Genomic DNA, 25,911 nt, shown 5'->3' on the forward strand with positions numbered 1-25,911 from the left:
CATGGCTGAACAGGGCACCTTCGACAAGCTCGTCGCCGAGGTCGGGCAGGCACTGCTGCCCCTGCGCGAGGCGGTCGCCTCCCCCCAGGCCTTCGTGGGCCTCCTCAGCGAACTCGGCTGGACGGCAGCCGAACCCCCGGCCCCGCTGCGCGCGCTCGGCACCAGCGTGGACACGCTCTTCGACGGCCTGCGCCGACTCCTCGGCGACGGCGGGCTCAACGAGGGCGCGCCCGGACTCCGCGCCTCGGCGCCCGCCAAGCCGGAGAGCGACGCCGATGTCTCCGCCGACGACGCGGCCCGCGTACTCGCCGCCGTCCAGGGCCTGGTGACCGCCATCCGCGCCATCGCCGACGCCCCCGACTCGGCCATCCCGGCCCATCTGCGGGCCGACGGGTTCCGTGAGAAGTTCCCGCGGCAGCTCCTCGACCATCTGGTCATCACCTACCTCCAGCGCTTCCACCCCTCCGTGGGCTTCGGGCTGCGCGCGTTCGGGGTCATCAAGGCGGCCTACGTGCCGCCCACGGGCAGCCGCCCTTCCCACACCCGCATGACGCTCGATGTGACCGACGTGCCCAAGGTGCTCGACGATCCGTCGCTCGTGCTGAAGAACGCGTACGGTTGGGGCGGGCCCGACCTCGACTTCGACGAGCTGGCCTCCCAGCTCGACAACCTCTTCCTGGCCATGGGCTTCGACGTGCGCATCGCGGCGCTGTCCGACGGCGCGGAGACCGCGGTGCAGGGGCCGCGCCAGGACCCGCTGGGCCCCACGGCGACCGCGCTCACCTTCGCCGCCTTCGACCAGTCCGTGGGAGGCGACGAGGGCGAGGGGCGGGCGCGCGGCGCGGTCCGGCTCGTACGGGTGCCGCCCGCCGTTGCGGGCGGGGCGCCGGGGCTCGCTCTGCTCCCCTCGCTGACCGGCTCGCTCGGGCTCCGCTTCGAGCTGGCGTGCGGCATCGCCGTCACGGTCCGCAGCGGGCTCGACCTCCAGGGTGGCGTGGCGCTCCTCGCCAGGCCCGGCGAGGGTGTGGACGTGCTCACCGGCTTCGAGTCGGGCGGCGCTCCCGTGCACGCGAAGGGCGCGATCGAGGTCACGGCCGAGAGCATGGCCGCCGACGGGCAGCCCGTGCTGCTCCTGGGCACGCCGGACGGCACGCGGCTCCAGTTCCGTGCGCTCTCCGGCACGGGCGGCGTCCGGATCGACGCCGGTCAGGGCGACCCGGTGGACGTCTTCGCCGAATTCGACCTGCAAGGCCTTGAGTTCGTGTTCAAGGCGGGTCAGGACGCGGACGGATTCCTCACCGCCGTCCTGCCCGCCGACGGGTTCCGCATCGGCGGCGACCTGACCCTCGGCGTCTCGCACCGCGACGGCCTGTACTTCCGCGGCACCTCGAATCTGGAGCTCCAGATCCCGGTGGGGCAACGGATCGGTCCTGTCGAGGTCCAGAGCCTGAGCATCTCCGTGTCGCCCTCGGGCGGTGCCGTGCCGGTCAGTCTCGGCGCGACGTTCAAGGCACAACTCGGCCCCGTCACGGCCGTGGTGGACAAGGTCGGCCTCACTGCCCTGTTCGAGGGGCGCCCGGCGCAGGACGGGAACCTCGGCCCGCTCGACGTCTCGCTCGGCTTCAAACCGCCCGGCGGCGCGGGCCTCTCGATCGACGCGGGCGTGGTGCGCGGTGGCGGCTTCCTCGCCTTCGACTCCGCGCGCGGCGAGTACGCGGGCGCGATGGAGCTGGAGTTCGCCGACTTCCTGGCGCTGAAGGCGATCGGCCTGGTCAGCACCAGGATGCCGGACGGCTCGAAGGGGTTCTCGCTCCTCGTCGTGCTCACCGCCGACTTCGGCGAGGGCATCCAGCTCGGCTACGGCTTCACCCTGCTCGCGGTCGGCGGCCTGATCGGGCTGAACCGGGGCATGAACCTCCAGGCACTCGCGGAGGGCATCCGGACGGGCTCGATCGAGTCCGTGATGTTCCCGCGCGACGTGATCGCCAACGCGCCCCGCATCCTGTCGGACCTCAACGCGTTCTTCCCGCCCGAGCAGGGCACGTTCCTCATCGGCCCCATGGCCAAGATCGGCTGGGCCACCCCGACGCTGGTGAGCATCTCCCTCGGGCTGATCATCGAGATCCCCGGCAACATCGCCGTCCTCGGCACCCTGCGCGCCACACTGCCGAACCTGAAGCTGCCCCTCCTCGACCTCCGCGTCGACTTCTTCGGCGCCCTCGAACCGGGCAAGAACCGGCTGTGGTTCGAGGCACGGCTCGTGGACTCGCACGTACTGACCATGCCTCTCGACGGCGGCATGGGCATCCTGGTCGCGTGGGGCGACAACCCCGACCTGGTGCTGACGGTCGGTGGCTTCCACCCCTCGTACAAGGCACCGCCACTGCCCTTCGCCATACCCGAGCGGGTGTCCGTCGACATCCTGCACCGTGACAAGCAACTGATCAGGATCTCGGGCTACTTCGCCATCACCAGCAACACCGTCCAGTTCGGCTCGAAGGCGGAACTCCGTCTCGGCTTCGGCAGTTTCGGCATCGAGGGTCACCTCAGCTTCGACGCGCTGTTCCAGTTCAACCCGTTCCGGTTCGACATCGCCATCAGCGCCTCGGTCTCGCTCAAGGCATTCGGGGTCGGCGTGTTCAGCATCGACCTGCGGTTCCAGCTCGAAGGCCCAGCACCCTGGCGGGCGCACGGAAGGGGATCCATCGGGTTCCTGTTCTTCTCCATCTCCGCCAACTTCGACATCACCTGGGGCGAGAGCCTCACCACCACGCTCCCGCCCGTCCTGGTCCTGCCGCTGCTCGCCGACGAGCTGCGCAAGACCGAGGGCTGGCAGACCCGTCTGCCCACCGGCAGCGGCAAGCCCCTGGTCAGCCTCCGCCAACTCCCCCCGTCCGACGACCTCGTGCTGCATCCGCTGGGCACGCTGTCCGTCCAGCAACGGGCGCTGCCGCTCAACGTCCGCCTCGACAAGGTCGGTACGCGGCGCACGGCCGACGGCAGGCGGTTCACCGTCGCGCCCGCGCCCGGCAGCGGGCTCGTGCGCGTCTCCGACACCGGCGACAAGTTCGCCATGGCCCAGTACCAGGACATGAGCGACGCGGCGAAGCTGTCGAGCCCCGCGTACGAGACCCAGGACACCGGTCTCGAACTCACCGCCGCCGCGGGCACGTTGGCGTCCGCGCGCGTCGTGCGCCGCAGCGCCCGCTACGAGCTGCACGTCCTCGACAGCGCGCCCGCCGCGAGCGGTGTGCGGGGGGCGGACCGCGCCGAAAGCCAGAGCGCCCAGCCGCCCGCGCGGCTGTCCGCCGGGCGCACCAAGCGGTTCCACAGCGTCAGCCCCGCCGTCTTCGACGGGCTGCTCCAGGGCAGCAGTACGAGCAGGTCACCGCTGTCCCGGCGGGAGGCGCTGCTGCGCCAGCCGTTCGCGACGGCCGACACCGTGCGCGTCGCCGACCAGCGGTTCGTCGTCGCGTACGTACGCAGCAACGTGCCCGCGCTGCCGCCGCGCACGCTCGGCCGGGGGCCCGCGGGCGCCCCGGTGGACTTCCGGAACCAGGCCACGGCCGCCGACGCGCTCGCCGACTTCGTCGCCGCCGACCCGAGCCTTGACGGGCTGCTGCACGTCATCCCCGCCTCCGAGGCGGCGGTCGCGCCCTTCGTCCCCGGCACCTGGGCGGACACGGGGACGCTGCCCACCCCGGTGGCGCAGGTGGACTCGGTGCTCCTCGCCACGGGCAAGGCGCTGATCGCCGGGGGAACCGGCGCCACGGGTACGGCAGTTGCCGCGACGGCGCTCTTCGACCCCACGGCCGGTGTGTGGACCGCGTCGGTCGCGATGGCGGCGGCCCGCCGTCTGCACACCACCACGCGGCTCTCCGACGGCAGGGTCCTCGCCGCAGGAGGGCGGGGCGCGGACGGCACTCCCCTGGCCTCCACCGAGGTGTTCGACGCGCCCGCCGTGACGTGGACGCAGTCGGGGCCGATGGGCACGGCCAGGTTCGCGCACTCCGCGACGCCGCTGCCCGGCGGCCGGGTGCTTGCGGCCGGTGGCAGTGCCGCCCGGGGCGGGCAGGGCTTCGGCGCGCTCCGCTCCGCCGAGCTGTTCGACCCCTCGACCCGCGCCTGGACGGCCACGGCTCCGATGAACGACGCCCGTACCGGCCATCAGGCCGTTCTCCTGCGCGACGGCCGGGTCCTGGTCGTGGGCGGCGCGCTGCCCACGGGCGCCCCTGGCGACGCGGCGCTCGCGTACTGCGAGCTGTACGACCCGGCCAGTGGCGCCTGGAGCCCCACCGGAAGCCTGCACACGGCCCGCAAGGGCCACCAGGCGACGCTGCTGCCCGACGGCCGGGTGCTGGTGACGGGCGGCGAGGCGGTCACCGCGGCGGACGGCACGTTCAGTCCGCGCGCCCTGGCCTCCGCCGAGCTGTACGACCCGCTCTCCGGCACCTGGACTCCCGCGGCCCCGATGCCCGGCGGTCGCGCCCGGCACCGTGCGCTGCTCACCCGCGCGGGGGACGTCCTGGTCATCGGCGGCACCACGGGCCCCGGCTTCACGGCGGGTTTCCGGAGCGTGCTCGCGTACGACCCGGCAGCGGGCACCTGGACCAGGCTCGCGGGCCTCTCCCAGGGCCGGTGGTCCATCGCGGTGGCCGAACTCGCCGACGACCGCGTGCTGGTGACCGGCGGCATCGCGGCGGCAGGCGCTGCGGCGGCAGGACCTGGGCCGCTCCAGCTCGCAGCCACCGGGGAGGCGCTGATCCCATGACCTCCCGGATCCGGCCCGGGGAGCGCCCCGCCCCCGCAGACACCACCACCCGTACGACGGACGGCGTACCCGAGGAGCTTCGATGACCACCATCTCCACCCGGGCCACCCGGTCCTGGACGTCCGCGCCGGGCCTGCCCGAGGCCGTCACCTGGTACGGGCAGCACGACAACGCCGTCCCCCTCTCCAACGCAGGCGCCCTGCTGGTCGCGGGAGGTGCCGACAGCACCGGTGCAGCCGTCAGCCAGACCGCCGTCCGCGACGCCACCGCCGGGACGTGGGCCCTGGTCGGAGCCCTGAACACCCCCCGGAGGCTGCACACCCTGACCCTTCTCGCCAACGGGAAGGTCCTCGCCACCGGGGGCACAAGCGGCGCCTCGCGGGGCGCGCCCTCGCTCGCGACGACCGAGCTGTACGACCCGGCGACGCACGCCTGGGCCCCCAGCGGCAGCATGGCGGGGCCCCGCGCGGGCCACAGCGCGGTCCTGCTCGCCGACGGCAAGGTACTCGTCGCCGGGGGCACCACCGTCCGGTCGGCGCAGACCACCAAGGCCCTGCACACGGCCGAGTTGTACGACCCGGCGGCGGGCACGTGGTCGGCGGCGGGCGACATGACGGAGGCCCGTACGGGACACACCGCCGTGCCCCTCGCGGGCGGTGCGGTGCTGGTCTGCGGCGGAACCGCGCCGGTCGGCGGCGCCGACGACCCGTCCCTCGCCTTCTGCGAGCTGTACGACTCCGGCACGAAGAAATGGGCACCGACCGGCAGCCTGCGCGCGCCCCGCAGCCACCACCAGGCCACGAAGCTCTCGGACACCAAGGTCCTGGTCACCGGCGGCACCGCGCTCGGAGCACCGGGCGGCGGCCCGTTCGACCCGTTCAGCCAGCGCACCGCCGAGCTGTACGACCTCACCTCCGGGACGTGGAGCCCGGCGACCGACATGCCGTCGGGGCGGGCCCTGCACCGCGCGCTCCCGTTCGGCCAGCACGGAGTCCTCGTCATCGGAGGCGCCGCCGATGACAAGGACGAGACCGGCTACCGCAGCGCGGTCCTCTACGACGCCGACGCGGACGCCTGGACCCCGGCCGCTGGCCTCACCGAGGGCCGGTGGGCCTTCGCCGCCGCCCCGCTGCCCGGCGGGAAAGTCCTCGTCACGGGCGGCACGGCCCGCACCGGGTCGGCGGCCGCCGACCCCGACCTGCCCGAACTGACGGCGAGCACGGAGATCTTCACCGCGGGTGGCGCCTCGTGACCGCGAACGCGTACTCGTTCCTGCCCTGGCTGCGTGCCGGGATCGCCACCCGCATCACGGGTGACCCCGGCACCTCGGCGCGCGCCGCCGTCCCGGTCCGGCTCCGCGTCTCGGGCGAGCCCCTCAAGGGCGGGCCGCTGGTGCAGGAGATCGAACGGGACGTGCAGCTGTACGGCCCCGGGGACGTCACCGGCATCGACCCGCGTGCCGTCTCCCGTACGGAACCGCGGCCCGCCACCACCAACTACGAGCCGAACTACCTCGCCCACATCGAGTTCTGCGACGAGGACTTCCCCTGGCGCTACAGCCCGGCCCCGCCCGACGACGCCACCAAACGCCTTGCCCCCTGGCTCGCCCTCGTCGTGCTCACCGCCGGAACCGGTGCGGCGAACGGCGCGGCCCCGGAGTTCACCGAGAGCCCGCAGGGCAGCGGGCCGCTGCCCGTGATCGCCGTACGGGACACCGCCGCGACCCTGCCCCGGCCCGAACAGCTCGGCGCCTGGGCGCACGTGCACGTCAACGGCTCGCTGACGGGGCCGGTCGCCTCCGACAGCACGGCGCCCGCCCTTGCCGCGCTCGCCGATGTGCTCCGCGCCAACGCGGACAATGCCTGCTCTCGGCTGATGTGTCCGCGCAGGCTGCGCCCGGACACGGCGTACGAGGCCTTCCTCGTACCGGCGTTTGAGACCGGCCGTCTTGCCGGGCTCGGCCTCGATCCCACGGGCTCGCCCGGCGCCGTGTACCTGGCGTGGGGCCCGCCCTACGCGGGCCGACCGGCCTCGGGGCACCTGCCGTACTACCACCGCTGGCAGTTCACCACGGGCAGCTCCGGCGACTTCGAGGCCCTCGTGCGCCTGCTGCGTCCCCAGCGGCCCGACCCGCGCGTGGGGCGCAGGGACATCGACGTACACCGCTCGCCCGGCCTCGGCCTGCCCGGGATCCTGACACCGGCCGCACTCGGCGGCGTCCTGCCGATGGGAGGCGCCCTCAAGGTGCCGCAGCCGCCGGGCGCGCCGCCCGACGACGCGGAGAACTGGGACAACTTCCACGACCGGCCACCGCCCGCGGCCCCGTACCCACACCCCTTCCAGAGCGCCCTGGCCGCGCTGATCAACCTGGCGGACGACTACCAGCGCCACACACCGGCCGCGGCGCACGCCACGCTCGAAACGCCGCCGATCGCCGCCCTGCCCCTTGCAGCGGCGTCCGACCCCCTCCTCACGCCCTCGCTGTACGGCAGGTGGCACGCGCTCACGCCGAGGCTGCTGACCCGTCAGGACGGCACACCCGTCCCCTCGCCGGAGAACCGCAACTGGGTCCACAGGCTCAACCTCGACCCGCGCTTCCGCGTCGCCGCACAGCTGGGCACGCAGGCCGTCCGGGCACGTCAGGAAGAGCTGATGGCCGCGGCCTGGGCGCAGGTCGGCGACGTGCTGGCCGCCAACGCGCGGATCCGCGCCGCGCAACTGGCCCGCGAGGTCGGACACGTACTGCAGACCAAGCACCTGGATCCGGCGGGCGGCACCTCCGTGGCACAGTTGGCCGCCGCGCCGTCGGGGCGCTCGCTCCGGCTGACGGCGCCCGCGCACTCGCGGGTGACGGCCGCCGTGGCCGGGGCCCCCGCCGAGGCGGTCGCCGCGCTCAACGGTCAGGCGGAGAAGGTCGCGATCGGGTTCCGGGTGGCCGCCAGCCAGGTGGCGGGTGCGCCGCTCTCCCCGGCGATGCGGCGGATCACCCGGCCCGGATCGCGGCTGATGCGGACGCTGCCCTTCACCGCGGAGCGGCCGCCGGATGCGCTCGTGCCCCGGATGGACGACCCTTCGGCGGCGGTGACGGCCGCGCCCGCCAAGGCCACCCCGGTCGGGATCGTCACGGTGGAACGGCTCGCCGAAGAGCTGCACCCCGGGGCTCCCGCCGCGGACCCGGTCGACAGCCTGCCGCACAGCCCCGACTTCCGGCTGCGGGAGCTGGGCGACCCGGTGGTGCCCAGGCAGGGCACCACCGACAGCCCCGAGGCGGCCCGCTTCAAGGGTGCGCTGCGCGAGCTGTACCAGGGCTTGAACATCGCCACGTCCGTCGGAAGGACCCCGCCACGCGCGCGGCTCGAAGTCGCCCTCGCCACCGGGTCGGTGCTGACCGCGCTGCGCGCCGACACGACGGTGCCCAGGACGCTGCTGGGGTCGGTCGGACTGCCCGAGCGGCTGCGCCCGTTCGCCGACGACTTCATCGAGGCGATGGCGTACCCGGTCTTCGACCTGCCCACCTATCAGGCGATCCTCGACCAGTCGGTGGACGCGTTCGTCCCGAACCTCGGCCTCCTTCCACAGAACTCGATCACCCTGCTCGCCAACAACCGCGAGTTCATCGAGTCCTACCTCGCAGGACTCAACCACGAGATGGCGCGCGAGCTGCTCTGGCGGGAGTACCCCACCGACCAGCGGGGCAGCCCCTTCCGGCAGTTCTGGGACCCCAGGACCGCGCAGCTCAGGCCGGGCGAGAGCGCCGAACGCCGACGCGAGCGGTGCTACGACATCCCGCCGCTGCACACCTGGCCGACCACCGCACGGCTCGGCCAGAACGCCAACCACCCCGTCGGCGCGGGCCCTCAGAAGGAGGACCTGGTCCTGGTCGTGCGGGGCGAGCTGCTCAAGCGGTATCCGACGGCCGCCGTCTACGCGCAGCGGGCCGAGTGGCCGACCGGCGCCGACGGGCTGCCCGACCGCACCCAGGAACGGGTGCCGGTCACCCTCCCCGACGAGGACAGGCCACCCCACTCACTGGTGCGGCTTCCGCTGTACGAGGCGAAGATCGACCCCGACATCACGCTCCTGGGGTTCGACCTCGACGCCGACGAGGCGCGCGGTGATCCGCCCGCCGACGCGGGCTGGTTCTTCGTCCTCAAGGAACGCCCCGGAGATCCGAGGTTCGGGGTCGACGACGCGGCGCCCACCCCGGTGGAGGTGTGGAACGACCTGTCGTGGACCGACGTGGACCCGCACGCACGCGGGTTCCTCGAACTCGATCCCCAAGTCACCGTTCCCCTGGTCGGCTTCGACGGCTCCGAGGACGACCAGGAGAAGCGGGAACAGCGCGCCGAGGACGAGAACCTGCCGCTCTGGCACGCGGGGCTCAGCTCCGCCGACCTCGCCTACATCCTCTTCCAGGTGCCGGTCCTGGTGGCCGTCCACGCACAGGAAATGCTGCCGCGATGACGCACTCGACAACGCCCCCGGCCACGTCGGCCCCGCTGGCCACGACGCAGCTCAGCGACGACTTTCCCGTCCTCCTCGCTCCCTTACGGATCGAGACCCGCTTCACCCCGACCGAGCTCCTGATCCGGGTGTTCCCCGACGAATGGGCCGTCGACAAGTTCGAACCCCGGCCCACACCGGCCGAGATCGCCGCCCTCGACGCCTACTGGACGGCGCGCTGGGCCGCGGCGCGGGACCCCGCGGCGCTCCGTGCCGCCCGGCAGGAACTGGCCGGTCGGATCGCCCCGGGACGCGCCGCTTGGCTCCTCGGCCAGCGGGTTCCTGCCAACCCGGCCGACGAGCCGGTCGCCGTCCCCGCGGGCACGACGGTGCTCGTGGCCGTCGGCCCCAAGCCGGTGGCCGCCGCGGACCGCCTGCCGACGGTGACGTACTGGACCGCCGTCTGGCGCGCGCACGGTGACCGTCGCCTCCTCCGGCAGGCCGACGCCGCGCTGCAGACCGCGACCGGCACCACCCGGGCGGCCGCCATCCGGGCCCTGCGCCCCGCCGGTGTCGAAGGAGCGCCCGTCGCCACGGGCGACGCCGTACAAGTGGCCTTCCTGGTGCTTCCGCCGCCCGCGGCCGGTGCCACGGACCCCGACTCCTGGACCCGTGCCGCGCGCGCCCGACTGCTGCCCGACCGCTTCCAGGCACTGGGCTACGTCGGTGGAACTCAGGTGCTGTCCGCGACCGGTGCGGCCGTGCCCGAGACGCTGCCCGTGAGCCCCGACCCCGCCGCGACCGACCAGGTCTCCGTGGACCCGGTCACCGGGGCCCTGCACGTCCCCGACGAACTGCGCTGGCTCACGGACTTCGACCGCGCCGTCGCCGTCGGAATGGGACTGCGCGTCCCGCTGGACGACCGTACGCGCGGTGGCCTCGACCAGCTGCTCGTCCTCGGCCTGCGCGCACAGCCCGACCCGGTCAAGTCCGCACAGCAGTTCTCCGCCCTGATCACGCAGCAACTGCGCGGCCCCGACGGCTATGCGCTGCTGCCGCAGGGCACCCCGACCAACAACACCGAACGGCTGCCCGCGGGACAGAGCGACACCGACGAGGCGGAATCGGCCCTGCGCCCCCGGGCGGCACAGGCCGCACAGGCCACCGACTGGACCACCGGGACCGATGGGCGGCGCTTCGCCGACCTGCTCGGCCTGCCGCCCGCCGTCGTCGACGGAATGCCGCACGCGGACGGCACCGACCAGCGCGAGGCACGCGCCGCCAACACCGCGCTGTGGCCGGTGACTTGGGGTTCCTTCCTCCCGACCGCCCTGCACCCGGTCCTCGACGCCGAGACCGTTCGCAAAACCAGGGACTTCTTCCTGCGCTACGTCTCCGGGCGTGGCCCCGTCCCGGCCGTCCGGGTCGGCAGCCAGCCCTACGGCATCCTGCCCACCACCGCGTTCTCCCGCCTCACCTGGCCCGAATCGGCCGTCCACCTGCGCGGCCTGAACCAGCTGTTGAGCGCGGCGGCGCAGGACTGGCGGGCAGCGTCCGACAAGGTCGCCCGTCTCGGCAGGACCTCTCTATCCGGTGCGGATGCCGAGGACCCGCACCAGCTCCTCCTGGACATCCTCGCCCTGCACCCCACCTCGGCCGAGTACCACCAGCGGTACGCGCAGAGCGTCGAGGACATCTTCAACCGCGAGAACCTCGGCGGCCGGGGCGCCGCCGTGCTGCCTGCCCTGGACCGGCTGAACATGCCGGGACCGCTGCGCGCGCTCCTTGCCAGGCTCGGGCACCACAACGGCAGCCCGGACCACGACCCCGACCTGCTGCGCAAACTGTTCACCGACTTCCAACAGCCGCTCCTCGCACCGCTGGTCGACGACCGGCCCCTGTCGGAGACCGACCCCGTGCACGCCAGCACCCCCGACGGCCGCAACTACCTGCGCTGGCTCGCCCAGGAAGCGGCCCACGGCCTGGACACGGTCCGACTCGAACTCGGCTTCACCGACGACACCCCGCCCTCCGCGCTGCTGTACCTGCTGCTGCGGCACGCGGTGCTCGTCGGCTGGGCCGACGCCGCCCGCAACCTCGCCGTCGCCGCCGGGGTGGCCGCCCCCGACGAGCTCACGGCCGACCCGCCGTTCGTACACGTACGCCTACCGGAACCCGGGCAGGCCCTGCCCAGCGAAAGCCGCTTCCGCAGGCTGTACTCGCCGGAGCGCGCCGTGACGGGCAGCCCCGACCAGCTCCTGGCCGACTTCATCCCGGGCACGATCGGCAGCACCCCCGCCACCGCCGAACTCGCCGAACAGATCACGGCACTCGGCATCCTCGCCGACCTGCCCACGGCCCGCCTCGAGCGGCTGCTCGCAGAACACCTCGACCTGGCCACCTACCGGCTCGACGCCTGGCGCACCGGCCTGGCCACCGCACGCCTGGAAGAGCTGCGGTTCGGCGCGAACGGCGGCACGGTGCCCCGTCCGGGCCTGCACCTCGGCGCGTACGGCTGGCTGGAGGACGTCCGGCCCCGGGCGGCCCAGCTCACCCCGGTCGAGCTGACCGGCAAGCTCGCGGAGATCTTCAGCGGCGGCGCGCCGCTCCTGCACGACCCGGACAATGCAGGCTTCGTCCACGCCCCCTCGCCAGGCCACGCCAGGACCGCCGCCGTCCTGCGCGCCGGATACACGGCCAACGCGGCCCCCGAAAGCCCCAGCACCTTCGCCGTGGACCTCAGCTCGCAGCGGGTGCGGATCGCGCTGAGCCTCCTCGACGGGCTTCGACAGGGCCAGCCGCTGGGCGCGCTGCTCGGCTACCGCCTGGAGCGCGGCCTGCACGACCGGCACGAAGAGGCGGAGGTCGACCGGTTCATCACCGCGCTGCGCGAACGGTTCCCGCTGCGCGCGGGGAAGATCGCGCAGACGGCCACCGACCCCTCCGATGCCGTCCCCATCGAGCAGGTCGAGGCACGCAACGTCGTCGACGGCCTCGCCCTGGTCCGGCACGTGACCCGCTCCGGAGTGCCGGACACCTACCCGTTCGGCCTCGGTGACGTGCTGCCGCCCGCCACTCCTGGCCAGGCCGCGGCCATCACCGCCGAGGTCCACGCGCTGCTCGACGTGCACGACGCGCTCGCCGACCTCGCCGTGGCCGAGAGCGCCCACCAGGCACTGGCCGGGAACACCGAGCGCGCCTCCGCGACTCTCGACGCCTACGCCAAGGCAGGCTTCCCGCCTGAGCCCTCCGTGATCGAGACGCCGCGCAGCGGCACCACCCTCACCCACCGCTTCGGACTGCGGCTGCGGCCCGGGCTGCGCCCGGACAGCCACGCCACGCCGAGGGCACAGGCCGAACCCGCCGTCGACGACTGGCTGGAGGGGCTGCTTCCCGACACCGACGACGTCGTCGCGCGCGTCACCTGGACCGACCCGGTGAACGGGCAGGCCCGAAGCCGCGTCGTCGCCCTCGACGACCTCGGACTCGACCCGATCGGCCTGCTGTGGACGGTCCGTTCGACGGGCGCCGAGGCGATGACCGACCTGGAGGACCGGATCATCGGCGCCGTGCTCGACAAGGACCATCCGCGCCCCGACGTCGCCCTCACCATCGGCCACACCGTCCGTGTCCCCGGCAAGGTCACCTTCTTCGAACTCTCCCCGCTCATCGGCGCGTTGCGCACCCTGCTGACCACCTCGCGTCCCCTGCGCACCAGCGACCTCATGCCCGCCGCGGGCACCGCGACCGTGGACCGCGCCGCCGACGACGCGGTGTCCCTGTCCCGCGCACGGCCCGCCGCCGTCCGTGACTCCCTCACCGACCTCGACGACGAGGCCGCCGACTTCGTCCACGACCTCTCCCCCCTCTACCCGGACCCACCCGCGCAGCCGTCACGGGCCGCGGTGCTCGCCGCCATCGACGGATTCCTCACCCGTTATGCCGAACTCGCCACCACAGCAAGCGGGTTCGGGATGGTGCGCAGCGGCTGGGGCGAACTCGTCCAGTGGCGCGGCAGCGCGTACGCCGACGTGCTTGCCGCCGTCGCCGCCACCGCGGCACGCATGACGAGGGCACTGGCCGATGCCGACGCGCTGCTCGCCCAGTACGACACGCTGCCCTCCAACACCCCCGTCAGCGAGCGCTTCCGCGTGCTCCAGCAGGCCGAACGGCTCCTCACCACCACACCGACGGTCACTCTCCCCAACAGTCCCGGGCAACTGCGCAGCATCGTCGGCAACCGCCGCACCAGCTTCCGCAACCGCCTCCAGGCACTGAACCAGCAGGCGCGGACGACGCGGAGCACGCTCGGCGCGCTGCTCGACGATGTCAGCGACCTGCTGCCGCTCACCGGCTTCGACCCCGGCGGGCTCGACCTGACGCCCGTCGAGGACCGGGTCGTCGCCTTCGGCAGGCAACTCCTGGACCGGGCACGCGCGTTGCGCGCCGACATCGCCGTCCGGCTCGCCTCGGCCGATGCCGCGCTCGCCGAGTACGACCAGGCGATCACCGGCCCCGACCGGGTCGCGGCGGCCACCGAGGCGCTCCGGGCGATGCTCGGCCCCGAAGTCCTCGCCGTGCCCGAGTTCACGCCGCCCGACGCGCTCATCGCCGAGTGGACCAAGGCGCGCAGGGACAGCGACAAGCTCGTCGAGCACCTGACCCGGGCGCCCGTGAAGCGGGACTTCCCGCTGGACGACTGGATCCACGGGCTCGCCCGGGTCCGCGAGATGCCGCGGCTGTGGGAGCGTGCCGTGCTGCTCAGCTCCGCGCTGCGCGACGACGAGGAGGAGCCCGAGCTGACCCCCGTCCAGCTCCCGTTCCGCCAGAACGACCACTGGCTCGGCATGGAGTTCGCCCCCGGCGCCGCGATCACCGAGGACAGGCTGCTGTTCACGGCGCACTACGCCCGCGGCGCGGACGAGGACGAGCCGCACTGCGGACTGCTGCTCGACGAGTGGACCGAGGTGATTCCCGCCGATCTGGAGACCACCGCGATCACCGCCGACGTGGACCGTCCCGACTCCGAACCGCCCCAGGCGATGCTGCTCGTCGTACCGCCCGTACGGACCGGCACCTGGGACACCTCCGACCTGGTGGCAGCGGTCCACGAGACCTTCGACATGGCAAGGTCCCGCGCCGTGGAGCCCGTACATCTGGAGGACAGCGCGTACGGGCACCTGCTGCCCGCCACGCTCATGTCGGCGACCACGCAGCCGATCACCATCAGCACCGATCTCTCGATCGCCAACGTGCGCTGGAAGGCCGACCATGACTGAGCCACGCATCGCGGATCTGGCCGGAGCGCTCCGGGACCGCGCGCACCCCGCCGTCGGCGTCTGGAACCGGCTCGAAGGCAGGCCGCGCACCACCGACTTCGACCGCGCGCTGCGGGCGGAGGTACGGGACGCGCTGTGGCTGCTGACCCGGCAGTGGCAGCTCGGCGAGTTCCAGGGCGCCGACGCGGGCTCGCCCGTGACCGCGCGGTACGCCGTGACGACCAGCGCGCCGGGCCGGTTCCGTCCGGAGGGCGGGCCGTCCGAGCCGCTGCCCGCCGACCGGCCCCTGGAGACGGTCGCCGAACGCCGTCCGCTGCCCTTCGTGTCCGGCGCCGAGCGGACCTCCTTCGATCTGCGTCTGGCGCTGGGCCGCCGCTGGCGCAAGCTGGTGTCCGACCCGCCGGTCTTCCGCGCGCACGACGTACCGGAGCAGTTCACCGCGCGCTACCCGGTGGCGCTGCCCGACCCCGCCGACGAGGCCGACAGCGCGCTGGTCGCGCACCCGGAGGTCTGGGCGACGATGCAGGCGCTCGCCGGGCGCCGCATGGACGGCTACCTGCTCTACCAGCACCTCAAGGCGGGCGGACGCGCCTCGGACGGCATCGATCTGCCCGGCCCGCACCGCGCGGCCCTCGACGCGCTCGCGCCCCGGCTGACGTCCTGGTTCGACCAGTTGATCGACCAGCCGACCGGAGCGACCACGGAGCGGCCCGACGGCGACGCCACCTGGAACGCCAGGCGCCTCGAACACTCCTTCGCCGTCTCCGCACCCGCCCCCGGCGGCGGCGAGCAGGTCCTCACGGCCGCCGAGTACCCGGGCGGTGAGCTCGACTGGTACGCCTTCTCCACCGATCCCGGCGGCTCGCTAGGCGGTACGGGCCCGACGCCCGTACCGGCGGGACGCACCGTGTTCCCGGCACCCGTCACCTACGCCGGGATGCCCCTGCCGCGCTGGTGGGCGCTGGAGGACGGGAACACGAACTTCGCCGCCGTCACCCCGGACAGCACCGACCTCGCCCGGCTGATCTTCCTGGAGTTCGCACTCGTCTTCAGCAACGACTGGTACCAGCTCCCCTGCGACGTGCCCGCCGGAACGCTCGCCACCATCCAGGGGCTCGCGGTCACCGACGTCTTCGGACAGCGCCGCTGGATCACCCCGGCGGGCACGGGCGAGCGGCAGGACTGGCAGCGCTGGTCGATGTTCACGCTCGGCGCCGACGGCGGGACCGGCCTGCTCCTGCCGCCCGGCACCCCGAAGGTCGCCACGGGCCCCGCGCTGCAGGACGTGGCGCTCGTACGGGACGAGAACGCCAACCTCGTCTGGGGCATCGAGCAGACGGTCCAACTGGCGGACGGCGGACGGCGCAACGGCGACGAGGCAGCCGCCGAGCACCTCGCCCAGCGGCGCAGGCTGCACCCGCCGGGTCCCGTCGACGAACCGCACGCCGACGTCGCCTACAAGATCGCGAGCCCCGTCCCGGAGAACTGGATCCCCTTCATCCCCGTACACGTGCCCGGGGACACCCGGAGCGTGCAGCTCCAGCGCGCCGCGATGCCCAGCGAGGTGGACGGCACCCCGGTCCGGCCACGCACGGCTCTGCTGCGCGAGGGGCTGGACGCGGGGCGGCCGTACTTCGTCAACGAGGAGGAGGTCGCACGCACCGGCACGCGGGTCACCGTCGCCTTCAACAGGACCCGGTGGCGGGACGGCCGTGTCGTCGTCTGGCTCTCGGCGCAGCGCGGCACCGGCCACGGCGAGCGTTCCAGCGGCCTCACGTTCGACGTTCTGACCGACACCTCCACCTGATCAGCTATTGGTCATCGCCTGTCGGCCTCACTGGAAGACCCGCTCCACGAACGCGTCGAGGTTGCCGCACAGGCGCTCGATCTGCTGCTCGACGGTGAGGGACTCCTCCATGCGCCCGCCCGGTGCCGCCTTCTTCTTCCCCCGCACGTACAGCGAGCAGTCCAGGTCGGAGCAGATGTAGAGGCCCACCGAGTTGCCTTGGCGACCGGCCGGGCCTGCCTTGGGGGCGGTCATGAGGGAGACGCCGCTGCCGGGATGCGTGGTCAGGCACAGCGAGCAGAGGCTGCGGCGCAGGAAGCCGCGGTTGCCGGAGGCGGAGCGCAGGGACAGGCCGACAAGTTCACCGGCGCGTTCGACGACGAGATACTTCCGATCGGCCGCGGAGAGATCGAACCAGCCCAGGAAGTCCAGGTCGTCCCAGTGGTCGAGGTCCGCCAGGTTCTTGGGCAGGGGGAGGCGTTTGGCCTCGCCTTTGGAGCAGTTGACGAACGAGGTACGGATGTCGTGCTCGGTCAGGGGCTTCATGAAGGATCCTTCGAGGGGTGAGGTGGACGGTGGCGGGGCACGAGCCCGGCTCGCTAGGCCGGTGCGTCGTTTCCGGCGAGCTTCGGCGTCTTGTGCCGCACGGTGAGGCCCGCCACCAGGGCGGCGAGCAGCAGGACGCCCGCCGAGCACCAGTAGGCGACGGAGAAGCCGTGCACCATGCCTTCGTCGAGGGTCGCGTCGCCGTGGGCCGGATCGTGCGCGTGCGCGTGGACGTAACGGCTGGTGGCGCCGGTGGCGATGGTGTTGAGCAGTACGGTGCCCAGCGAAGCGCCCATCTGCTGAACGGTGTTGAGGACGGCCGAGGCCACACCGGCGTCCTGCGCGGGCACGCCCGCGGTGGCCGTCGCGTAGACGGGCATGAAGGTCAGGCCCATGCCCAGACCGAGCAGCAGCAGGGCGGGCAGCACGTGCGGGACGTACTGCGCATGCACGGTCAGGCGGCTGAGCAGCACCATGCCGACGGCGGCAAGCACCATGCCGGACGACATCAAGACGCGCGGCGCCGTGCGTGGCAGCAGACGGGCCGCGATCTGGGTCGCGCCGATGACGATCCCGGCCGAAATCGGCACGAAGGCCAGGCCCGTCCGCACCGGCGGGTAGCCGAGGACGACCTGCAGGTAGTACGTCAGGAACAGGAAGACGCCGAACATGCCGATGGTGGCCAGGCCCATCGTCGCGAGCGATCCGGCCCGGACGCGGTCCTTGACGATGCGCAGCGGCAGCAGCGGGCTCGCCGCGCGGCTCTGCCACCCCACGAAGGCGGCGAGCAGGATCACCCCGGCCACGAGCAGCGTGAGCACCGACGGGCTGGTCCAGCCGCGAGGTTCGGCCTCGCTGAAGCCGTACACGAGGGCGACGAGCCCGCCGCAGCCAAGGAGCGCGCCCGGCATGTCCAGGTGCCCGCCCCGGCGGCCTGAGCGGTCGCGCAGGAAGGCCGGTGCGCCGAGCAGGGCGGCCAGCGCGATGGGCACGTTGACGTACAGGGACCAGCGCCAGTTCAGGTACTCGGTCAGCAGACCGCCCACGATCAGCCCGACCGCGCTGCCGCCGCCGGCCAGCGCGCCGTAGACCCCGAACGCCCTGGCCCGCTCCTTGGGGTCGGTGAACGTCGTCGTCAGCAGCGACAGGGCCGAGGGCGCAAGGAGCGCCGCGAACGCGCCTTGCAGGGCCCGTGCCGCGAACAGCATCCCGGGACCGGCCGCCGCACCGCCCAGTGCGGAGGCCGCGGCGAACCCGGCCAGGCCGATGACGAAGGTGCGCTTGCGGCCCACCAGATCGGCGATCCGGCCGCCGAGCAGCAGCAGCCCGCCGAAGGCCAGCGTGTAGGCGGTGATCACCCACTGCCGGTCGGCGTCCGACATGCCGAGGGCGTGCTGGGCGGAGGGCAGCGCGATGTTCACGATGGTGCCGTCAAGGATCACCATCAGCTGGGCGAGGGAGATGACGGCCAGCGCCCACCAGCGCTTCGGATCTGGTGCCGGTGCCGATGCCGAACGGTCGGTGGCCGTGGAAGGGGCGGACGGGAGTGATTCCCCTCCGGGACGTTTCTTGCTCATGGAGATCACGCATGTTTCGTGTCGAAGTGCTGTCGAGACAGCCGGCCGGGGACGGTCGCAGTGGTGACGACGGGCCGGTGTACGCAGCACGGGGACACGGCATGGCGGCGCTCTTGCCGGTCGTGCGGCGGAGAGTGCCGAGATCACGGTGACCAGCAAGAGAAGGGCCCGTCTTCGGGCACGCGCCCCCGCCACCCGCGCGGCGACGAACCGCGCAGGCCAGGACGTCTCGTGACGCGGCATCTCAGGAAGATGCCGAAGACAAGAAACAGGAAGGGGGAAGAGTTACCGCGCGCCGCAGAGGAGGGAGGGCACACGGCCGGAGGCAACTATGGCCGCAACGCATTCAGCACGGTCCATGTCTCTCGCCTCCTTCCGGGCAGGGCACGCGGTGCGTGTCGACGCCGAGCGCGCCGAACGGGGCGGCAGAGGACCTGCCGCGCGAAATCCCGGACAGGCTATCCCATCACCGCCACCGCGCGACCGGATTTTCCGACCGCACGGGTCTCGCCGAACCCGGCGGTTCCGACCGTGCCGCTACGGCCGAAAGATCGGAACCGATACCGGGAATCAGACCGCGACCAGCTCCCGCTCGCGGTCCGGCGTCTTGGCCTTGCCATTGACCTTGGGCTTCTTGTTCGGCAGCGAGAGCCGGAAGACCTTGTGCCACGCGGAGAACACCTGCTTGGGCAGCGGCCCGGTGACGTACTCCAGCTCGTACTTCTCGAAGAGCGCGCGCACCTTCACCGCGACCTCGGCGTACCGGTTGCTGGGCAGGTCCGGGAACAGGTGGTGCTCGATCTGGTGCGACAGGTTGCCGGTCATGAAGTGCATGGCCTTGCTGCCGCTGATGTTCGCCGAGCCCATCATCTGGCGCAGGTACCACTGGCCGCGCGTCTCGCCCCTGATCGACCGGCGCTCGAAGACCTGCACGCCCTCGGGGAAGTGCCCGCACATGATCACCGAGTGGGTCCAGATGTTGCGGACCAGGTTCGCGGTGAACGTCGCGCCGAGCGTGGGGAGGAACGACGGGCCCGAGAGGAGCGGGTGGATCACGTAGTCCTTGAGCACCTGCTTGCGGATCTTGCGGCCCACGGCCTTGGCCCGCGCGCGGAACTCCGGGCTCTTGCGGCGGCGCTTGTCCAGGTTCTTGCCGAGCTCCAGGTCGTACGCCGCGATGCCGTACTCGAAGAAGCAGGCGTTGATGAAGTTCCACAGCGGCTGGCCGAGGTGGAGCGGGTGCCACTTCTGGTCCTCGTCGACGCGCATGATGCCGTAGCCGAGGTCGTTGTCCTTGCCGATCACGTTGGTGTACGTGTGGTGCAGCTCGTTGTGCGAGTGCTTCCACTGCTCGGACGGCGAGACGTGGTCCCACTCCCAGGTGGTGGAGTGGATCTTCGGGTCCCGCATCCAGTCCCACTGGCCGTGCAGGATGTTGTGGCCGATCTCCATGTTGTCCATGATCTTCGCCACGGACAGACCGGCGGTGCCGATCAGCCAGGCGGGCGGGAAGATCGAGAACAGCAGCACGCCCCGGCTGGCCAGCTCGAGCTTGCGCTGCGCCGAGATGACCTTGCGGATGTAGGCGGCATCCTTCTCGCCGCGGTCGGCGATCACCTCGTCGCGGATCGCGTCCAGCTCGCGGCCGAGCTCCTCGATCTGCTCCGCGGTCAGGTGGGCGGTGGGGTCGATGGCGGTCAAGGTGCTCCTACCGTTCGATGTCGCAGGGGCCCGCCGCGGCGGACACGCAGGTCTGGATGAGGACACCCGGCTCGGCCTCGGTGATCTCGCCGGTGCGCAGGTCGCGGACGGCGCCCGCCTTGAGCGGCGTGACACAGCCGAAGCAGATGCCCATGCGGCACCCGGAGGGCATGAGCACGCCGCTCTCCTCGCCGACGTCCAGCAACGGCGTGGCGCCGTCCGCGTCGACGGTCTTGCCGGTGGCGCTGAACGTGACCTCGCCGCCGTCACCGGCGACAACGATGCTGGGGCGGAAGCGTTCGGTGTGCAGGCGCTCCAGTACGCCGTGCCCGGTCCAGTGCTCTTCGGCGGCGTCGAGCAGGCCCGCGGGCCCGCAGGCCCAGGTCTCGCGCTCGGTCCAGTCGGGCACGAGTTCGTCGAGACGGGCGATGTCGAACATGCCGTCCGTGTCGGTGTGCACCTCGGTGAGCCGCAGCTTCTTGTCCGCGACCAGGTCGTGCAGTTCGTTGCGGAAGATCACGTCCTGCGGCCGTGGCGCGCAATGGATCATGACGACGTCGTCGAACTCGGTGTTTCTCAGCATACCCATCACAGGAGTGATGCCGCTGCCCGCCGTCAGGTAGAGCACCTTGGCGGGCTTGGCCTGCGGCAGCACGAAGTCACCGGTCGGCTGGTCGAGCTGGATCAGCGTGCCCGGTTTCGCCCTGCGGACCAGGTGGTTGCTGACCTTGCCGTCCGGGATCGCCTTCACGGTGATCGTGACGCGGCCGTCCTGGCGGTGTGTCGGCGAGGTGAGGGAGTAGGCACGCCACAGGCGCACCCCGTCGATGTCGACCCCGATCCGCACGTACTGACCGGCCGTGTGGCCGCGCCAGCCCCGGCCGGGCCTGATCACGATGGTCGCGGCGTCACCCGTCTCGGGGTGCACGGCCTCGATGCGCCCACGCAGGTCAGCGCCCGCGCGCAGCGGGCTGACCAGGTCGAGGTAGTCCGACGGCAGCAGCGGCGTCGTGACCATCTCCAGTAGTTTCCACGCCCTGCTGCGGAGGGCTGTACTCGTCATGGCTACAGCTTGCTGTGCCTCAAGGCGTAAAGTCCTGACCGCAGGACGTAAATCTGGTCGACCGAATTGTTCGCAGGGAACAAAAACGTGAGCCATGCAATCCGGAGGGCCAGCGAGCTGACCCTGGATGAGACGACGGTCACCGTGCTTCGGGCCGCGCTGAGGACCACCGCCGACGAGATCGTCCAGGCGATCATCGACGAGGTCCCTCCCTACGCCAACGCCCTTTCGGGCCGCATGGGCGCCACCATCCGCCGAGCCGTCCGCACCGCCCTGGGGCACTACCTGGACCTCGCGAGCGGGCAGGCCACGGGCGGCGACGCCGGTGACGCGGCCTACGAGCTGGGCCGCGGCGAGGTGCGCGACGGCCGTTCGATGGACGCCCTGCTCGGCGCCTACCGCGTCGGCGCCCGTGTGGCCTGGCGGTGCCTGGCAGCGGGTGCCGTACCCGCAGGGCTGCCCGCCGCCGAGGTCGCCAAGTTCGCCGAGCTGACCTTCGCGTACATCGACGAGCTCTCCGCCGCGAGCGCCGCGGGCCACGCCGACGAGCTGGCCGCCCGGGGCAGGGCCCACGAGCGCCACCTGGAACTCCTGGCCCGCGACCTCCTCGCCGGCGCGAGCCCGGACGTGCTGCTGACCGCTGCGCAACGGGCCGGGTGGCAGCCCCCGGATTCGCTGACCGCGGTCCTGCTCCCCGCCCCCCAGGCCCGGCCCGCCTACCGCACGCTCGACCCGAGCACCCTCGTCCTCGACGATCTGCCGGACGCCACCGGTGTGCTACTTGTCCCCGATGCCGACCGATCACGTCTCCTGCGGCAGCTGACCGAGCGCACCGCCGTGGTCGGCCCGGCCCGGCCGTGGACTCGTGCGTCCGCCTCGTACGCACGAGCCGTACGCGCGCGCTCCCTCTCCGCCGATATCCGCGACACCGAGGACCACCTGCCCGAGCTGGTGCTGAGCGCCGACGCGGACGCGTTCGCGGACCTGCGTGCCCGGGCCCTCGCGCCGTTGCGGACCTTGCCTGCCGCGACCGCACGGCGGCTGGAGGAGACGTTGCGGGCGTGGCTGCTGCACCAAGGCAGGCGGGACGAGGTGGCGGCGGCGCTGTTCGTCCATCCCCAGACGGTCCGGTACCGGATGTCGCAGCTGCGGGACCTTTTTCCGGACCTCGCATCGCCACAGCGGGTCCTTGAACTGACCCTGGCGGTCGGCCTCCGGGGCGGCTGACGCCGACCTGGCACACCGCGCAAGGGATGATGGGGATGGAATGACGAACGTGAGATCAGGAGCTTCCATGGCGCAGCGGGTTCACCGGCCCCGTGAGGACGCGGAGTTCGATTTCATCCTCGGGATGAGCAAAGTGCCGGTCCTCGCGTACTTCATCGGGACCTGGCCCAAGGCAATCGAGCCCTGCCGAGTGATGGACCTCGTCGTGGGCGGCATCGCCGACGAGTACACGGGCCGCCTGACGGCCGTCCGCGCCGACATCACGCGCTGCCCGGCCGCGACCGAACGATACGGGGTCACCGGAGCCCCGTCCTACGTCCTGCTGAAGGAGGGCGAGGCGGTGGCCCACGGCACGGGGCCCATGACCACCGCCGAGGTACGGAAGCTCCTGGACGACCACCTCTGAGCGGCCGCCGCGACACGTGGCCGCGGGGTGCTGGTGCGGTGAACGCGACAGGGGCGGCGTCCGTTTCGGACGCCGCCCCTTACGTGACTGACCGGGGGTTACTTGACGTTGACGCCGGTCCAGGCAGCGGCCACGCGCTTGTACTCAGTGGAATTGGCGCCGTACAGGTCCTTCGCGGCGCTCAGCGTGCCCTTACGGGCCGCCTTGTAGTTGGTGGTCGACGTGAAGTACGTCGTCAGGGCCTTGTACCAGATCTTCTCGGCCTTGCCGCGGCCGATGCCAAGCACCTTGGAACCGTCGGCGGTCGGCGAGTTGTAGTTGACGCCGTTGATCCGCTTCTTGCCGCTGCCCTCGGACAGCAGGTAGAAGAAGTGGTTGGCGATGCCCGAGGAGTAGTGGACGTCGACGTTCCCGGCGTTGGAGCTCCACTTGTCCAGGGAGCCGCCGTCCTTGCTCGGCTTGTCCATGTAACGCAGCGGCGAGCCGTCGCCGTTGATGTCGATCTTCTCGCCGATGAGGTAGTCGCCGACGTCCTTGGGGTTCTTGGCCTTGAACTCCACGGCCGCCGCGAAGATGTCGGAGGTGGCCTCGTTCAGGCCACCGGACTCTCCGCTGTACTCCATGTTGCCGGTCGCCGAGGTGACGCCGTGCGTCATCTCGTGGGCCGCGACGTCGATCGAGGTGAGGGGCTTCTTGTTGCCCTCGCCGTCGCCGTACGTCATGCAGAAGCAGCTGTCGTCCCAGAAGGCGTTGACGTAGCCGTTGCCGTAGTGGACACGGGACGTCGCGCCCTTGCCGTCGCCGTTGATGCCCTTACGGCCGTGGACGGACTTGTAGTAGTCCCAGGTGAGCTGGGCGCCGTAGGCGGCGTCGACACCGGCGGTCTGCGCGCTCGAAGGCTTGCCGTTGCCCCAGACGTCGTTGGCGTCCTTGAAGAGCTTGCCGGTGCCGCTCTCCGCGTGCTTGAGGTCGAAGGTGCGGTGGCCACCTCGGGCCTTGTCCGTCAGCTCGTACCCGCTCGTGCCCTTCTTGGAGCCGACCGTGACCTTGCCGCTGTACTGGCTGTTGCCGGTGCCGTTCTCGATGGCCTGGTACTCGTACAGCTTCTTGCCGGTCGCGGCGTCGGTGATGACGTGCAGGCGACTCGGCGTGCCGTCCTTCTGCATGCCGGTCACGACGGTCTCGAACGCGAGGACGGGCTTGCCCTCGGCGGCCCAGATCACCTTGCGCGGCGACTGCGCGTCGGCCTTGCTGGTCTTGGCCTTCGCGGCGGTCGACTCGGCGGACTTGGCGACCGAGGACTTGCCGAGCTTCGCGTCGGTGGAGGCGACCTTCACCGTGGCCTTGGTGGCCTTCGTGACGCTCTTCACCTTGCCGCTCTTGGCGGTGTGCACGACGAGGTCGCCGCCGAGGACGGGCAGGCCCTCGTAAGTGCGCTCGTAGCGGGTGTGGGTGGTGCCGTCGGCGTCCTTGACGACGTCGCGGACGATCAGCTTCTCCTTGGCGCCCAGGCCGATCTTCTCGGCGGTCGCCGATCTCTCGGCGTTCGCGTCCTGGAGGAGGTCCGCGCGAGCCGATGCCGAGAGGGCGACGGGCGAGCCGGACGGCTCGGTGTCGTTGCCCGGCTGGGCGGAGGCGCCGGTGGTCAGTCCGGCGGCCAGCAGCGCTCCGGCCGCGACAGCGGTGGAGATCGCCAGCATCGAGCGCTTACGGGATATGTGAGAGGTCACGCGGGCTCCATCTGTGGGGGCCCGGGAGGCATGGAGGGCCGCCCGGAGCAGCAAAAGACGCGATGCGGGCGTACAGCTTGTCGCTGTACGTGCAGCGTGTTGCGGGGGAGCGTGTCATTTCAACCAGGTACATGTCAGCATTTTGACTGGATGTTGGCCGGAAATAGTCCGTTGAACGATGGTCGACGTACGCAATGCGAACAGAACACGAAGGCGGTCGGAGTCGGCAACGTGGCGGCCGCGCCGAAGAGTTGATTGCCGCAGCGGCGATGCGCCGCGGTGAGGCGGAGCCTCTTGGCAGCTCGGAGCGGGCGTTGACCGTGCAGATCTCCTTGACGTTGTCCGCGGACGTTGTCCGCGGGGTCCGAACTGCTGCTCCCCTGCAACGAGTAGAGCGTTCCGTCGGTGACTTCCAAGTCGACCTGGAGGTCACCGCGCCAGTGTGCACGATATCGACGCCGACATCGAGGACGTTCGGGGCGTTACCGGCGCGGGCACCGACGTTCACGGCGGCCCAGACGTGCACGACCGTCTTGAAGACCCGCGCCGAGTGCGCCATCGAGGTGTCGATCCGATCGCCTGCGCCGTGCATGGGCGGCGTACAGGGGCCTGGTCACGTGGGAGAGGGGAGCAGTCGGACGCAGTCAGGGCTGGGGCGAGTGTGCGGTGGGTTGTTCGGGCCGCTCGGAGTCCTGGAGTTCGGCCAGCAAGGCGGTCTGGCCGGCGAGGAGTTCGGTGAGGATGCGGCGTGCCGCACGCAGGAGTTCGGCGACGTCGCCACCGGCCAGGGCGTAGGTGACGGTGGTGCCTTCGCGGGTGGAGACGACGATGCCGGAGCGGCGCAGTACGGCGAGTTGCTGAGAGAGGTTCGAGGGCTCGACGTCGATCTCGAGGAGCAGGTCCCGTACCGATACCGGCCCGTTCTGGAGGAGTTCCAGGACACGGATGCGGACCGGGTGCCCCAGCATGCGGAAGAACTCTGCTTTGACCTGGTAGAGAGGCGCCTGCACGGGATCTCTCACTTTCCTGCCGCGGATGAGGCCCTGGGATGGGCGCGGCGGCGGCCCTGGCCGCCGCCGCGCCCGGCGTGACGTCCCATCTTCCCCGGCCGGGGGCCACGCGATCCGAGAGTTCGGAAGTTGCAGAGGTAGTGGCTTGAAGAAGTCTTCAAGTAGCGGACGCAGAAAAAGCGCCGGAGCTCACACCTCGATCTGCTCCTCGGTGCGCTTGAGGAGACGGCGCGCCATGGCGAGGTTCGACCGGGCCTTTTCGATGACGAGGTAGATGAACAGGCCGTTGCCCGACCGTCCGGTCACCGGACGGATGAGGTGGTACTGGGTCCCCAGAGTGACGAGGATGTCCTCGATCTCCCCCTTGAGGCC

General features: G+C 71.9%; 13 protein-coding genes and 1 pseudogene. 7 read left to right on the forward strand and 7 right to left on the reverse strand.

Features of this window, described 5'->3' with window-relative positions; all coding sequences use genetic code 11:
• Position 1 precedes the first annotated feature (1 nt).
• The 5 genes from AC068B_RS24085 (at position 2) to AC068B_RS24105 (ending at position 16,300) form a co-directional block, all read left to right on the forward strand.
• Entirely contained in the window at positions 2–4,771 is a 4,770-nt protein-coding gene (locus AC068B_RS24085; RefSeq protein WP_478673732.1) for a DUF6603 domain-containing protein, read from the forward strand.
• An 82-nt stretch (positions 4,772–4,853) separates the two neighbouring features.
• Entirely contained in the window at positions 4,854–6,023 is a 1,170-nt protein-coding gene (locus tag AC068B_RS24090; protein WP_478673733.1) for a Kelch repeat-containing protein, read from the forward strand.
• The gene (locus tag AC068B_RS24095; protein WP_478673734.1) at positions 6,020–9,235 is read left to right on the forward strand and encodes a hypothetical protein; all 3,216 of its coding nucleotides are present in this window, start codon (positions 6,020–6,022) and stop codon (positions 9,233–9,235) included. Before AC068B_RS24090 ends, AC068B_RS24095 begins: the two co-directional genes overlap by 4 nt.
• Positions 9,232–14,493: a hypothetical protein gene (locus AC068B_RS24100; protein WP_478673735.1), complete on the forward strand. Its 5,262-nt coding sequence runs from the start codon at positions 9,232–9,234 to the stop codon at positions 14,491–14,493. Before AC068B_RS24095 ends, AC068B_RS24100 begins: the two co-directional genes overlap by 4 nt.
• Positions 14,486–16,300, forward strand: coding sequence for a hypothetical protein (locus AC068B_RS24105; protein WP_478673736.1), 1,815 nt, complete (start codon positions 14,486–14,488; stop codon positions 16,298–16,300). The genes AC068B_RS24100 and AC068B_RS24105 overlap by 8 nt, the downstream gene beginning before the upstream one ends.
• A 27-nt stretch (positions 16,301–16,327) precedes the next feature.
• On the opposite strand, the gene AC068B_RS24110 is transcribed toward AC068B_RS24105, so the two are convergent.
• The 4 genes from AC068B_RS24110 to AC068B_RS24125 all read right to left on the reverse strand — a co-directional run bounded on the left by AC068B_RS24110 (position 16,328) and on the right by AC068B_RS24125 (position 21,166).
• Complete coding sequence (locus tag AC068B_RS24110) at positions 16,328–16,825, reverse strand: FBP domain-containing protein (RefSeq protein WP_478673737.1); 498 nt, start codon at positions 16,823–16,825, stop codon at positions 16,328–16,330.
• A gap of 53 nt (positions 16,826–16,878) precedes the next feature.
• Complete coding sequence (locus AC068B_RS24115; protein ID WP_478673738.1) at positions 16,879–18,402, reverse strand: MFS transporter; 1,524 nt, start codon at positions 18,400–18,402, stop codon at positions 16,879–16,881.
• A gap of 570 nt (positions 18,403–18,972) precedes the next feature.
• The gene (locus AC068B_RS24120; RefSeq protein ID WP_478673739.1) at positions 18,973–20,103 is read right to left on the reverse strand and encodes a fatty acid desaturase family protein; all 1,131 of its coding nucleotides are present in this window, start codon (positions 20,101–20,103) and stop codon (positions 18,973–18,975) included.
• Between the two features lie 7 nt (positions 20,104–20,110).
• Positions 20,111–21,166: a ferredoxin reductase gene (locus AC068B_RS24125; protein WP_478673740.1), complete on the reverse strand. Its 1,056-nt coding sequence runs from the start codon at positions 21,164–21,166 to the stop codon at positions 20,111–20,113.
• Positions 21,167–21,253: 87 nt separating this feature from the next.
• Here AC068B_RS24125 and AC068B_RS24130 point away from each other — a divergent pair, with 87 nt between their 5' ends.
• Positions 21,254–22,393 (forward strand): PucR family transcriptional regulator, encoded by a 1,140-nt coding sequence (locus AC068B_RS24130; protein WP_478673741.1) that lies wholly within the window; start codon positions 21,254–21,256, stop codon positions 22,391–22,393.
• A gap of 67 nt (positions 22,394–22,460) precedes the next feature.
• The gene (locus tag AC068B_RS24135; RefSeq protein ID WP_478673742.1) at positions 22,461–22,799 is read left to right on the forward strand and encodes a thioredoxin family protein; all 339 of its coding nucleotides are present in this window, start codon (positions 22,461–22,463) and stop codon (positions 22,797–22,799) included.
• A gap of 98 nt (positions 22,800–22,897) precedes the next feature.
• On the opposite strand, the gene AC068B_RS24140 is transcribed toward AC068B_RS24135, so the two are convergent.
• From AC068B_RS24140 to AC068B_RS24150, 3 genes and pseudogenes are all read right to left on the reverse strand, one after another.
• Positions 22,898–24,529, reverse strand: coding sequence for a M4 family metallopeptidase (locus tag AC068B_RS24140; RefSeq protein WP_478673743.1), 1,632 nt, complete (start codon positions 24,527–24,529; stop codon positions 22,898–22,900).
• A 644-nt stretch (positions 24,530–25,173) separates the two neighbouring features.
• A complete protein-coding gene (locus tag AC068B_RS24145; protein WP_478673744.1) occupies positions 25,174–25,539 on the reverse strand; it encodes an ArsR/SmtB family transcription factor in 366 nt (121 codons plus the stop codon).
• Positions 25,540–25,728: 189 nt separating this feature from the next.
• Positions 25,729–25,911, reverse strand: a pseudogene (locus AC068B_RS24150) (hypothetical protein); the annotation flags it as partial.

The organism is Streptomyces sp. NPDC042371, from assembly GCF_056437465.1.

Coding starts and splice junctions, on each gene's coding strand:
- AC068B_RS24085 (WP_478673732.1), top strand. CDS start 2: ATGGCTGAACAGGGCACCTTCGACAAGCTCGTCGCCGAGGTCGGGCAG.
- AC068B_RS24135 (WP_478673742.1), top strand. CDS start 22,461: ATGGCGCAGCGGGTTCACCGGCCCCGTGAGGACGCGGAGTTCGATTTC.
- AC068B_RS24105 (WP_478673736.1), top strand. CDS start 14,486: ATGACTGAGCCACGCATCGCGGATCTGGCCGGAGCGCTCCGGGACCGC.
- AC068B_RS24090 (WP_478673733.1), top strand. CDS start 4,854: ATGACCACCATCTCCACCCGGGCCACCCGGTCCTGGACGTCCGCGCCG.
- AC068B_RS24115 (WP_478673738.1), bottom strand. CDS start 18,402: ATGAGCAAGAAACGTCCCGGAGGGGAATCACTCCCGTCCGCCCCTTCC.
- AC068B_RS24100 (WP_478673735.1), top strand. CDS start 9,232: ATGACGCACTCGACAACGCCCCCGGCCACGTCGGCCCCGCTGGCCACG.
- AC068B_RS24110 (WP_478673737.1), bottom strand. CDS start 16,825: ATGAAGCCCCTGACCGAGCACGACATCCGTACCTCGTTCGTCAACTGC.
- AC068B_RS24125 (WP_478673740.1), bottom strand. CDS start 21,166: ATGACGAGTACAGCCCTCCGCAGCAGGGCGTGGAAACTACTGGAGATG.